This is a genomic window from Anaerococcus faecalis, from assembly GCF_013371425.1.
GTDB classification, from domain to species: domain Bacteria; phylum Bacillota; class Clostridia; order Tissierellales; family Peptoniphilaceae; genus Anaerococcus; species Anaerococcus porci.
Map to the genome: position 1 here is coordinate 171977 of NZ_JABVBA010000003.1, position 13584 is coordinate 185560.

At 29.9% G+C, this 13584-nt stretch carries 12 protein-coding genes; 11 read left to right on the forward strand and 1 reads right to left on the reverse strand.

Annotation, left to right across the window (positions count from 1 at the left end):
• Positions 1-442 precede the first annotated feature (442 nt).
• The 11 genes from HV819_RS04325 to HV819_RS04375 all read left to right on the forward strand — a co-directional run bounded on the left by HV819_RS04325 (position 443) and on the right by HV819_RS04375 (position 12081).
• Positions 443-1207, forward strand: a complete 765-nt coding sequence (locus HV819_RS04325) for an ABC transporter permease (protein ID WP_176269618.1) — start codon at positions 443-445, stop codon at positions 1205-1207.
• The gene (locus tag HV819_RS04330; RefSeq protein ID WP_176269619.1) at positions 1197-1883 is read left to right on the forward strand and encodes an ABC transporter ATP-binding protein; all 687 of its coding nucleotides are present in this window, start codon (positions 1197-1199) and stop codon (positions 1881-1883) included. Before HV819_RS04325 ends, HV819_RS04330 begins: the two co-directional genes overlap by 11 nt.
• A complete protein-coding gene (locus tag HV819_RS04335) occupies positions 1873-2853 on the forward strand; it encodes an ABC transporter substrate-binding protein (protein WP_176269620.1) in 981 nt (326 codons plus the stop codon). The genes HV819_RS04330 and HV819_RS04335 overlap by 11 nt, the downstream gene beginning before the upstream one ends.
• Positions 2854-3009: 156 nt before the next feature.
• Entirely contained in the window at positions 3010-3741 is a 732-nt protein-coding gene (locus tag HV819_RS04340; RefSeq protein WP_176269621.1) for an ABC transporter ATP-binding protein, read from the forward strand.
• Entirely contained in the window at positions 3716-4711 is a 996-nt protein-coding gene (locus HV819_RS04345) for a COG1361 S-layer family protein (protein WP_176269622.1), read from the forward strand. The genes HV819_RS04340 and HV819_RS04345 overlap by 26 nt, the downstream gene beginning before the upstream one ends.
• A complete protein-coding gene (locus HV819_RS04350; protein ID WP_176269623.1) occupies positions 4701-6020 on the forward strand; it encodes an ABC transporter permease in 1320 nt (439 codons plus the stop codon). The genes HV819_RS04345 and HV819_RS04350 overlap by 11 nt, the downstream gene beginning before the upstream one ends.
• 659 nt (positions 6021-6679) lie before the next feature.
• Entirely contained in the window at positions 6680-7555 is an 876-nt protein-coding gene (locus tag HV819_RS04355) for a metallophosphoesterase (protein WP_176269624.1), read from the forward strand.
• A gap of 42 nt (positions 7556-7597) precedes the next feature.
• Complete coding sequence (locus HV819_RS04360; RefSeq protein WP_216629208.1) at positions 7598-8944, forward strand: MFS transporter; 1347 nt, start codon at positions 7598-7600, stop codon at positions 8942-8944.
• Positions 8945-8951: 7 nt separating this feature from the next.
• Positions 8952-9770 carry an HAD-IIA family hydrolase gene (locus HV819_RS04365; RefSeq protein ID WP_176269625.1) on the forward strand — a complete coding sequence of 273 codons (819 nt, stop codon included), beginning with the start codon at positions 8952-8954 and terminating at the stop codon, positions 9768-9770.
• 807 nt (positions 9771-10577) lie between these two features.
• A complete protein-coding gene (locus HV819_RS04370; protein WP_154539801.1) occupies positions 10578-11099 on the forward strand; it encodes a sigma-70 family RNA polymerase sigma factor in 522 nt (173 codons plus the stop codon).
• Positions 11092-12081, forward strand: a complete 990-nt coding sequence (locus tag HV819_RS04375) for a hypothetical protein (protein WP_154539803.1) — start codon at positions 11092-11094, stop codon at positions 12079-12081. The genes HV819_RS04370 and HV819_RS04375 overlap by 8 nt, the downstream gene beginning before the upstream one ends.
• A 288-nt stretch (positions 12082-12369) precedes the next feature.
• Here HV819_RS04375 and HV819_RS04380 read toward each other — a convergent pair whose 3' ends face one another.
• Entirely contained in the window at positions 12370-13428 is a 1059-nt protein-coding gene (locus HV819_RS04380) for a ribonucleotide-diphosphate reductase subunit beta (protein WP_176269626.1), read from the reverse strand.
• Positions 13429-13584: the final 156 nt, after the last annotated feature.

Sequence of the window (13584 nt, forward strand, 5' to 3'; positions counted from 1 at the left end):
TTTATTTTTTTGGTTTATATAAATTTAAGTTTGGCTTTTTATTTTATAGAATTATTCAATTAAATAAATATGAGTATATACTCTTTTATAATAAATTCCAGCATATTCACACAAATAAAAACAAAAAAATCGGCTTTGCTTCCTTTACATTTGCAAAGTCGGATATTATAGCTTTTTACTCATATACAAATGAAAAAGTTTGTATATTTACTCTTATATTATCCTTTTTTGACTTTCCATAGTCAATATTTTTATCATTAAAATTTTAATATTTTGATGATTTTTTTACCTTCCTTTATTTTAAAAAATATACATAATTTTTCACACTAAGTTTAATCGTTATAAATAATATAAAAATGGCTTGGAGATTAAAATGAAAGTAATTCTAATACTTATTTATTGATAAAGTATATCACTTGTTATAAAATAAAAGAGGGATTTTATGAAAAATAAAAATACAATTTATAAAAACTTAATAGTTTTTACCATAATATTAGTTATTTGGGAATTTGTCTTTAGGATTAAGATTTTTTCACCAATCTACCTTCCAGGACCTTATATGGTATTAAAAAGTTTCCTAGAAATGATTGCAGATGGTTCGCTTATTGTCAATATCTATATGAGCCTATTTAGGATAGGACTTGGCTTTATCTTAGCCTTTATTACTGCCTTAGGCTTATCTTTAGGCTATTTTCTAAATGCTAAGGTCTTTTCCTACCTCGATGGAATCTTAAATTTCTTAAAAAATATCCCACCATTGGGGCTTGTTCCCTTACTTATACTCTGGCTTGGTATAGGAGAAGGGACAAAAATCACCATGGTCTTTATGGCATCTTTCTTTCCCTTGTTTTTAAATATGAAAAAGGGTTTTTTAGGATTTGATAAAGAACTTGTAGAGATGGCTTTAAGCTTTTCTTATAATAAAATGGATATATTTAAGAAGGTAATTCTTCCACAAAGCCTTCCTGATATCTATACAGGGATTAGAATCTCTTTAGGATATGCCTACAGGTCAATTATCGCAGCAGAAATGATAGCAGCAAGTTCAGGTCTTGGCTATCTTTTAAACTTTTCTAGGCAGATGTCAAGAACAGATAAAGTCTTAGTATCCCTAATTGTAATAGGATTTTTAGGACTTTTTACAGACTATTTATTGGCTAAGCTTTCAAAAATAGTATTGAAAGGGGATTTAAGAAATGAAACTTAAAGATGTCAGAAAAAACTATTATCTAGATAAAAAGATAATAAGAGCCCTTGATGGTATTACACTTGACATAGATATATGTAAAAGAAATGTCCTTATAGGTCAATCTGCTTGTGGAAAGTCTACTCTACTTAAAGCTATAGGGGGACTTATTCCCATAGATAAAGGGAAAATTTTAAAGGATACTCTTAAAACATCTTTTGTTTTCCAGAATCCAAGACTCTTACCTTGGCTTAATGTAAGAGAAAATATAGCCTTTTCTATGAAAGATAAACCTTTATATGAGAAGATTGATAGCTGGATATCTATAATGGGACTTGACGATTTTAAAAATGCCTATCCAAGTGAACTTTCGGGAGGAATGAAGGCAAGGGTAAACCTTGCAAGAGCCTTTGTCTATCCAAATGATTTTCTTTTGATGGATGAACCTTTTGCCTCCCTTGACCAGATAAAAAAGGAAGAACTTGAAATTGAGCTTCTTTCTTATATAAAAAAGGCAAATACTGGTTTTTTATTTGTAAGTCACGATTTAAATGAAGCCCTTAACTTAGGTGAGATAATTTTTATTATGAAAAAGGGAAAGATTGTTTCAAAACTTAACTTAGCTGAAAAAAGCTGGAACTATGAAGGGCTAAAATCATATTTTAAAAAGATAATAGGAGGAGAAAATGAAAAATAAAATATTAAAAATATTATCTATTTTTGTACTTATACTAAGTGTTTCAGCTTGTTCAAAGCAAAACACTAATGACAATACCACATCAAATGATGTTTCACGTGAAACAAAAAATGAATTTTCCATTGATGAGCTAAATATCAGCTATGTAACTGCACCACTCAATGTCCCATCAATTGTAGAAAAAAACAAGGCTTTTTTCCAAAAACACCTTCCAGGAGTTAAAATTAACTACAAGGAGATAACGAGCGGTGCAGACCAAACCCAAGCCTTAGCAAGTGGAGATGTAGACATACTTTTTGGTCTAGGGGGATCATCTGCTGTTCTTGCCAAGTCAAATGGTCAAGATTTAAAAGTCATAAATATGTATTCAAGAGCTCCTGAAGCCTTCTCTATATTTTCTAAGGATAATTCTATCAAAAACCAAGATGATTTAAGGGGCAAAAAAATCGGAGGCCCTGTTGGAACCAACCTTCATCAACTTCTTTTATCCTACCTTTGGCTTAATGGTATGACTGATAAGGATGTAGAGTTTTCTAATATGTCTATTCCTGATGCAGGCTCCGCCCTTGAATCTGGCAACTTGGATGTAGCACTTTTAGGTGGAGTTGCAGCTTACAAGGCAAAAGAAGCTGGCTTAAATGAAGTAGTAAATGGTAAGGGCTTAATTGATGCTATAATCTGTGTAGCTTCCAGCGATAAGTTTATAAATAATCACCCAGATGTTATAAAGGCTCTAAAAGAAGCACACGATGAAACTCTTGGTTTTATGGAAGAAGAGCCTGAAAAAACTCGTGAAATTGTCAAAAAAGAACTTGACCTTGATGATAAGGCATATGATTATATGTATCCTATGTATGACTTTTCAAATGAAATAAAAGAAGAAGATAAAAAGGGATTTGAAAGAACTAGGGACTTCATGCTAGATAATGGTATGATAGAAAATAAATTTAATATTGATGACTTGTTTTAAGTCTTAGCTTTATAAATAAATTATTTTTAAATCTTTTAAGGGATTTTTACAAGATATTATTTTTATATACTTTTGCCATTTAAAATAAATTGCATTTTTAGGAAAATTTATGTATAATTAATTAAGATTTATATTAAATTAGGCAATGGAGGGGCTATGGCTTTTATAAATATAAAAAATGTTAAAAAAAATTATAAAATTGGAGACAATCTAATAAGAGCCCTAGATGGGGTCAGCCTTTCTATAGAAAGGGGAGAGTTTATTGCTCTTTTGGGTGCCTCAGGATCTGGTAAGTCAACCCTTCTAAATTGTCTTGCAGGACTTGAAAGACCAACAAGCGGTGAAATTTCTTTTGGAAATATTTCCCTCAATAATTTAAATGAAGAGGAAGTAACCAAGTTTAGAAACTTAAATATAGGATTCGTCTTTCAATCCTACAACCTTCTTCCCCATCTTACAGCTTTAGAGAATGTATCTCTTCCCCTTATTTTTATAGGAATAGGAAAAAAAGAGCGAGATGAGAAAGCCTTTAAGATTTTAAGGGATTTAGGACTTTCTAAAAGAATTTATAATAAGCCAAATGAACTTTCTGGCGGTCAACAACAAAGAGTTTCCATAGCAAGAGCCTTTGTATCAAATCCAAAAATAATTTTTGCAGATGAACCTACAGGAAACCTTGATACTAAAACAAGCTTTGAAATAATGGATATGATTAAAGAGATGATAACTAAGAATAAACAAACCCTCATCATGGTAACCCACGATGAGGAAATGACAGAGTTTGCAGATAGGACTTTTTTTATGAGAGATGGTCAAATAGAAAAAGTTCACGAAAAACTAAGCATAGATGAGGTACTAAATAATGCAAGAGAACAAGGAAATAAATAATCAAGTAAGCAATACAGACAACTCTCAACCCCAAGAGCAAAGCCCTATTAAAAACAAACCGAAATTAATTATTTCATCCTATGAAATAAAACCAAAAATGGTAGAAGCCGGAAAAAATTTCACCCTAAATCTTAGCCTATACAATACAAATGCGGAAAATACCATCTACAACCTAAAGGTTAATATTGATCAAGGAAATAGTCAAAATACAGGCACTCCTAGTGGAGGTGAAAACAATACTATTACAGATGCAGCTGTATTTTCTCCTGTAGGAAGGTCTAATACTTTTTATCGCTCTGCAATTTATCCTTGGAACTATACATCTGAGTCTTTAACTATGAATGTTCTTCCCAATGCCAAGGCTGGAAACTATCTTATGAATGTAAACTTTGAATATGAGGACTATTTGGGTAACCAATATCAAAGCACTGAAACCATTGGTATTCCTGTAGTTCAAACCGCATCTATATCAACATCTGATATAAGCATGGATGATGTTTTTCAAGGTGAACCATCAAATATTTCCCTAAATATTTACAATACTGGAAAAGACAATTTAACAAATCTTATGTGTAAGGTTGAAGGTGATGGTTTCTCAGTAGATGAGAAAAGCCACTTTATAGGAAATTTTGCCCAAGGAGCAAGTGACACCTACTCTTTTAATGTAACTGCTAATGAGGGAAAAATTCTCAAAGGAAAAGTTGTAATAAGCTATGAAGACTCAACAGGACAAACCCATACAGAAGAGAAGGAATTCTCCAAAGAAATTAGTGAAAATACTCCTTTAGATAGCCAAGGAAACCCCATTGATAAGAATGGAGAACAAATTCCTGTAAGTGAAGAAATACCAATTTATAAATCACCTATTGCTTGGGGAACTTTCCTAGTTTTAATTTTCTTAATAGTATTTTTTATAAGAAGAAAAAGAAAAAAGAAGAGGGAAAAGGAGCTTAATATAGATGAAGATTAGTGATAGATTGTCCCTTTCATTTAGAAATCTACTAAGAAGAAAATCAAGGACTATTCTTACAATTCTTTCTGTTCTTATAGGAACAGTTTCTATAATAATGCTCCTAACACTTGCTATTGCCATGGACAAAGAACAAAAAGATATGATTGAGTCTTTCGGTGGCATAGAAAATATTGAAGTAACTAGCTCTGGCATGGGAAATAAAATCAATAAATCAACTTTCTCTAAACTAAAAAAAATAAATCATGTAAAATATGTAATCCCTTACAAGGACTTCTACTTTGATATAAAACTTAAAAGTGATAATAAAGCTAGATTACAAGCAAACTCAGGCATTAAGCTTATACCTGATGATATATTTAAGAAAATAAAACCAGATATGATAGAACAGGGAAGAGCCTTAAACTCATCCGATGATTTATCCATGCTTATAGGAAGTGATGTAAAAATATCAAAATTTAAAAAAATGGGACAATACTACCAAAAAGTTCCTGTAGATAAGCTTGAGCCTTTAAGTCAAAAATATAAGCTTACTTTAGGATATAGGGGTGAAGCTTTGCCATCACCTTCCATAAACAATGGATCAAAGCCTCAAAATATAGATGTTGATATAAAGCTTGTTGGAATACTAAATGATAAATCTTTCCTAGATAAAAACACTGTCTATATAAATGAAAAAACTTTCAAGTCACTTGAAAAAGAAGATCAAAAACTTGAATTAAAAAGTCTTGATTCAGATAATGGCCAAAGAAATAATAAAGAACTCTTTACATCAGTAAGCTTAGTTTGTGATAAGTATGAGAATGTAAGTAGTGTAGAGGATGAAGTTAAATCTATGGGTTATGAAACATCATCATCTATACAGATGATAGAAGATATAAATAAGGCGAGCAAAAATATCATGCTTATCCTTGGTGGTATTGGTTCAATTGCCTTTTTTGTATCAGCAATAGGAATAATCAATACCATGCTTATGTCAATCTATGAAAGGCAAAAGGAAATTGGAGTAATGAAAGTAATTGGAGCAAGTGTCTCTGACATAAAGTCTATGTTTTTGATAGAAGCGGGATTTATAGGTTTTTTTGGTGGACTTTTGGGTCTTTTAACATCTCTTTTAATAACCCTTATTATAAACCATTTTATAGGAAATATGGCTGATCCATCAGGTGAAAATTTTAAACTTCTAATTCCAATTTGGCTTGCTATCCTGGGAGTTTCCTTCTCATCTTTGGTAGGAATCCTTGCAGGCTACCTACCAGCCATAAAGGCAACAAAGCTTTCTGCTATAGAAACTTTACGAAGTAACTAATTTAAGACTTAATAAAATGTGAATTAAAAACTGACCCAAAAGTTGGACTAAAAACAACTTTTGGGTCAGTTTTTAATTGCAAATATATTATAAAATTCAAAATAAAAATGGTAAAAGAATTTTAAATTATGGAATTTAAGGATTAAAGTGATAGAAAACTTTTAAAATTCCTAATACTCCTAAAAAATGAGAACAAAAGATAATTTCTTAGCTATATCATGAGTGGAAGACTTATTTGAAAAATAAAATAAGAAATGTTTAATTGCAGAAAATTCTATATTTTAGATTTAATAAATAAACAATGAGAAAATTTACAAAAAAAGTCTGATATTATAAAGCATAACTTTTTTATAAAAATATGAAATTATTTATGAAATTATTTGACTTTAGTTTTATCTTATGTATAATATAGTATAAGAAAAATAAATTATTGTGGAGAAGCGAGTAGAGTTAATAACCTGCTCGCTTTGTGTTTTTATGACCTTTTAAAATTAAAAGGCAGAAAATATTTAATGGTCAATAAAAAAACGATCCCAATGCAAAGGAGGTGTAATTTATAAATTGAGGGTCAATCATTGCATATTTTGTTGATAATAATAATAAGCTAAGTAATTAATTTAAATTCATTTAAAAATTATAAAATTTAAGGAGAAAAAATAATGCGTATTTTTCAAATTTCTGATACACATGTAAGGGGTGATGGAAAACTATCATTCCAAAAAGCTGATACTATTAAGCTTTTGACTAAAACAGTTGAGTATTTTCAAAAATTAGAAGATTTTAAACTTCCTGAATTTTTTGTGGTGTCTGGGGATTTATCGGAAGGTGGAAAAAGAGATGGTTATGAGTATGTGAAAAAAGCATTGGACGCTTTACCAAGACCTTCTTACATACTTCCTGGCAATCATGATAAAAGAGATTTCTTTTTAGACATATTTAGAAATGAAGCCCCTATTAAAGAGGATATCAAACCTTATATTTGTTACTCTCTTGAAGATTATCCAGTTAGAATAATTGTAGTAGATACCTCTATTCCTGAAACTCATTTTGGTGGTTTATCAAAAGAGGTCGAAAAGTGGCTAGAGACTCGAGCCAATGAGGATGAAGGAAAACCAACATTAGTATTCACTCACCATCCTCCGTTTGATACTGGTATGACAGCAATGGACGAAGGTTTTATAAATAGTGATAAATTCGCTAAATTATTAAAGAGATTTAAAAAATGTAAATTATGTCTTGGACATTTACATGTATCTATGTCAACAGTATGGGAAGGTATACCTTGTGTTGTCGCTCCTTCTATAGCTATGCAAATGGAAGTTGATTTTCGTGATAAAGATGGTAAAGATGTAAGCAAAGAAGAAAAAGAAGATAACTTCAAAGGTGGAGGAGATCGCTTTTATTTAGGAAATCCAGGCTATTTAATACATGAATTAGTTAATGGAAATCAAATAAATAGTTATGTATCAACTATACCAGCTGGTGCTGATTATTCTGGTCCTTTTCCATTTAAATATTATGAAGGTGAACATTAATTTACTAAAGAATATAAATATTAATAAATTTAAGGAAGTGTTATGAATAGTATTGATAAAGAAGAAAGTAAAAAAACAGAAGAAGAATTGATGAAACGATTTCGTAAGTCAGCAGGTATAACTTTATATGAAAGTTCTGTACAATGGTATTGTTTCTTGATTTATGCTACTGGTGCTGCTTTGGTTTTCGATAAGGTATTTTTCTCAAATTTTAGTCCATCAATGGCTAAAATATTTTCTTTCCTATCATTCGGAATAGGTTATATAGCTGGTCCTTTTGGTGCAATATTTTTTGGACATATAGGTGATAAAAAAGGACGTAAATTTACAATGTATACATCCTTATTAATGATGGGAATTGCCACATCTGTAATAGGAATTCTACCTCCAGCACAAAAGATTGGAGGCTGGGTAGGATTAGTATTGGCTGGAATGAGGATGCTGGTATGTTTTGCACGTGGAGGAACTTGGGGTGGAAGTATACTTATGGCTTATGAAAATGTGCCTGAGAATAAGAGAAACCTTGTTTCTGCTCTTCCTCAAATAGGTATGCCTATAGGTCTTCTCTTGGCTTCAATATTCTTGCTAATTCCTTATTATTTAATGGACTCAGCAAGTTATCTAGCATATGGATGGCGTTTCGCATTCTTATTAGCTATTGTATTGAGTATTATCGTTGTACTACTAAAGGGTCATATGATGGAAACAGATGACTTTAAGAAAGCTCAAGCAAAACTTGAAAGTAAGGAAGAAGAAGACAAGGAAAAACAAATTGGCCTTGGTTACATGCTTAGGAATTATTGGAGAACTTTACTTTTAGGTTGTGGTACTCGTTGGATAGATGGCACTTGGTATAATGTTTGTATAGTATGGATTTTAAGTTATTGTGAAGAATATCTCAATATGTCTACAGGACATACTCTTTGGATACCAGTATTAGCTTGTGCATTCAGTATTCCATTTACCATGTTGGGAGGACATGTAAATTCTAAGATTGGAAATACAAAGACATACAGTTTGGGTTGCCTTCTTGTGATTATAGCATCTATCCCTTGCTTAAAATTGGTGGAAAATAGTGGTGGAAATCTTATATGGATACTATTTGCAATTGTAGTTGCATGGAGTATTATTTACCAATTAATTTGGGCCGTTTTGGGTTCTTTATGGTCTTCATATTTTCCTACAGAATTAAGATATTCAGGTATATCTTTTGTTTATCATGTGCCTAGTTTTTTAGTTGCAGGTTTGGCACCTACTATTAGTCAATATTTAATTAGATTAGGAAATGGAAACACTGTTTATGTAAGTCTATACATTATTTTAGCTGCAACTGTCGGCATATTTTGTGCATACAAATTAGAAAGTAATTATAAAAAAGGTAAAAGTTAATTAAGATATGAAAAGAGAGAGCATAAATAAAAAGACATTTAAAAATTTGCAAGAGTGTGAACTTTTCATTTTAGATTTAGATGGAACTATTTATATTGGTGATGAGCTTATTTATGGCGCTATAGATTTTGTCGAACACTTAAAAAATTTAGGTAAGAAATTTGTTTATTTAACAAATAACTCTTCAAGGGCATCATCAGATTATGTTAAGATTCTTAAATCTATGGGGTTTTCTTGTGAAAAAGAGAATGTATTTACATCAGGAATGGCAACAGGTATGTATCTTATAAAAAGATATCCTAAAAAAAAGGTATATCTTGTTGGAACTGAAGCATTAAAAATAGAATTGAATTCTTACGGCATAGAAATAAACAATGAGGATGCTGATGTAGTTGTTGTTGGCTATGATAATGAGCTTACGTATGCTAAGCTTCTTAAAGCCACACATTTTATAAGAAAAGGAGTACCTTATATAGCCACACACCCAGATTTAGTATGTCCTCTACCTCATGGTGAGCTAGCACCTGATTGTGGTAGCATTTGTTCTTTATTAGAAAAATCTACAAGTAGGCAGCCTGATATTATAATTGGCAAGCCAAATCCTTTTATGATTAAACTTTTGTCTAATAAATTAAATATTAATGTCGATAAGATTTGCTCAATCGGTGATCGTTTATATACAGATATTTTGGCTACAAAAAATTCTGGTGCTATATCTATATTAGTATTATCTGGAGAAAGCACTATAAGTATGGTTGATAAATCTGAATTTAAACCTGATTTTATTTATAATAGTGTATATGATTTAATAAATATCATCAGCTAATATGAATATATTTTATTGAAAAAAGTTTTTATTCTAATATAGATTAGAATTTAAAAGCTGTATTTGTCAAATAGTAAAAATAAAAAACAATAATAAGCTTATCCAACCTTTATTAAGTTACTATTATAGATAGTATACTTATAGCCGATAATTCATCACTATTACTAGTGATTAAAATGTACATTTTTAGCTAAATAAGAATGTACATTTTAATCATTAATTACAGTAATTTTTAAGTTATAAAAATAATTACCTACAATTTAGACCTTTCCTAAATAATTTAAATTTTATCTAAAATAGCTTTTTCTATTCTTATATTATAAATAATATCCAATGATTTAGGAAAGTTAATATCATTAAAGGTAGAATGCTTTTTGTGTTTGTATTATGCCTTGATTTCGATAAATAAACTGAAAATTTATCTTCAAAATACTTTTTATCTTTTAATTCAAATTGATTATATATAATCCTTTAATATATTATCAAAGCTGTAATTTTATTTAACTACCCCTATACTTTCTTATTTTAGTATTTACACACTATCTTCTCTTATAATACATATTTTTAAATTAACTTTGAAACTTTCTTCCCTTATTTTCTCAATCCTTTAAACTATAATCTATAATACTTTTTTGTCTTTTCTTCCTATCCTTAACATCTATTAATATTTAATTGTCTTTATTTTTAATATATAAGTAATATAATATAGAATATAATTTGTCAAAATATCAGAGTGAATAATTTTTTAATATACTATAATGATAGAAAAGTTAAATTCCTTACGAATATATAGGTGAAGGAGGATATATGAATGAAGAAAAAATCATAAGAGGAATTAAAAAGAAAAATGAAGCCTCACTTAAGGAATTTATTAAAATTTATGGACCTATTCTTAAAGCAAGTATCTATAAGAGCCTTTCTCTCAATCAAGAGCTGAGAATGGAAGTTTTAAATGATTCCCTCCTAGCCATTTGGGATAATATCGACTCGTTTGACCCGTCTAGATCATCTTTTAAAAACTGGTGTGCAGGTATTGGAAAATATAAGGCAATAGATGCTCTAAGAAAAGAACTTAGACATAAGTCTATAAATATAGATACTCTTGCAAATGTTCTTGAGTCTGATGAAGAACTTAATTTTGATGAATCAGATAAAATACTTGCTATGCTCGATGAGGATGATAGGGAAATTTTTAGGAAGTTATTTATAGAAGGATACAGCTATGACGATATATCAAATATTTATGATATATCCAAAGATAAGCTTTATAACAAAATCTCACGAAAAAAGAAACTATTAAGAAAAAAAATAGGAGGAGATTATGAATAATATTTATGATAAGATTAATGATATAAAATTTGATGAAAGCAAAATGGACCTTGACCAAATAGAATATGAAAATATGTTAAAAATCGCTTCAAAATATAAGAAAAACTCATCAAGGAAAAAATTTGTAGCTCTTGCAGCTGCTTTAATACTTGTAGCTAGTCTTTCAATCAAACCTGTAAGAACTGAAGCTTCTAAATTTGCTACTGATATTAAGGTTACAATGATGGAAACAATCGGAGCAAGTCCAGATTCTTATAAGTATGTTACAGAGCTTCATAAGCCGATTAAGCTTGGTGGTAATGAATTAATTTTAGAAAACTTTGTTATTGAAGATAATAGAGTTTTTGCAAATATCCTATCTTCTTCAAATGGTAAAGCTATTGAAGAAATAGATAATGATATCTATATATATAAGATTAAGGTCAATGGAGAAAGCTTTAAATCTTGGGGTTCTAGTGGTTCAGCTAGAATGGCTGATGATGGAGAATCTATTGTAAATCAATCTATGATAACTTTTGATAAGGATTTTCCTAAACTTGATAATGCCGATATAGATATTTATATATCAAGTGGAACTTCAAGTGAAGTTGTTTCAATAAAAGCAAGTTCAAATATTGTTAATGAAGATAATAAAATATTTGCAGAAGATTATAAGCTTGAAAATGGAGCCTCTATAAATCTTATGAAGATAAATCCAATAACAATGACTGCTGTGGTTGATAATCTTGATCCAGCTTATTCATATGAGCTAATTGGTACTGATGAAAATGGTCATAAGGTTCAATTAGATCAAAGAACAAGTGAAGATGGTAAAGTAACCTTCTTATATAATAGTTCCTTCTCTGACCTAAAGTTAGATGAATTAAAGGATGGTAGACCTATAAATTTCACCCTAACATCTTCAAAAAGAAATGTAGAATCTGGAAAAGAAACAGATGGCGTTTATGATAAGATAGCTGAATTTAGCCTTTCTGCCAAATAATAATCTTTTGTAAAGTGAAATCTAGTTTTGTTTTTAAGTATTTTTCTTACTTGTCTATAAGAATTCCCTTATATTTGTAATATATATTAGCTTTCTTATAGCTATTGGATATTTTGAATATATGAAGTCTTAGTCCACTTATTTTGTAAATCAAATATATGAATCGAATATTTTTTGACATAAATATTCCTCCTGATTGGCTTTTCTCTACCACAATCAGGAGGTTTATCTATACAAAATTTTAGACTATCTTAAAAACTTACATATTTTTTATTTAGGTATTATATTTTATAGATCATCTTCAATTACTGATGACTTAGAATATGCTGATACCTTTCCTTCAAAAAAGTCTGTCTTAACTTGGTTTGGATCAGAATATTCACTTACCCATTTCATAGATTGAGGCTCCTCATCATATCCTTCATATAATCTATCAAGACCAAGTCCCTTGGCCCTTAAATTTCCTAAATATTTGATATAATCCTCAATCATGGTAGAATTAAGTCCTGCTATATCATTTCCTATAGCATAATTACCCCATGCTATTTCTTGCTCAACCCCTTCTTTTAATAAATCTCTATAAAAATTCTTAAGCTCTTCTGTAAATAAGTCAGGTCTTTCTAATTTTAAGTCATTAATCATAGACCTAAATAGCCAAAGATGAGTATTCTCATCCCTATTTATGTATCTTATCTCTTGCACAGTACCTGGCATCTTTCCGTTACGACCTAGATTATAAAAGAAAGAAAATCCTGAATAAAAATATATCCCCTCAAGAATATAATTTGCAATTAAAACCCTCATAAGATTAAATTCACTGTCATCTTTGATAAACTCATTATATTGATCACCTATAAATGTATTTCTCTTTAGAAGATGCTCATCTTCTTTCCATAGATACAAAATTCTAGTTCTCTCCTCAGGTGAGCAAATAGAATCAAGTATATAAGAATAAGATTGAGAATGGATAGCCTCTTGATAGGTTTGGATGGCAAGGCAAAGATTAATCTCATTTGCAGTAATATAGGTTTGTAAATTAGGCAAATTAGCTGTTTGGATAGAGTCAAGATAGGTTAAAAAAGACAAAATCCTATCATAAGCCTTCTTTTCATTCTTAGTCAAATTCCTATAATCCTTAATATCTTGATTTAAATTAATCTCTTCTGGAATCCAGAAATTATTCATAGCTTGCCTATACCAATCACTAGTCCAAGTATACTTAACATTATTAAAATCATTTAAATTGGTAGTATTACCATTTATAATCCTTCTTTTGGAAAGTTCAATATCACCATCTTCATTGAAAATCCCTCTTTTAGACACCTCTTCATTATACTTATCTTCCATAATATCCTCCTAAATTCCTAAACTCTCATATACCTTTTACCCCAATATTATAAAAACAAATTAAAGCTTGTAACTATATTAAATTTGCAATTTTACAAAAATGAAAGAAACAAAGTTTCTTACTAAAGCTTTCTTGTGCAAAAGTCGTTTCTAATA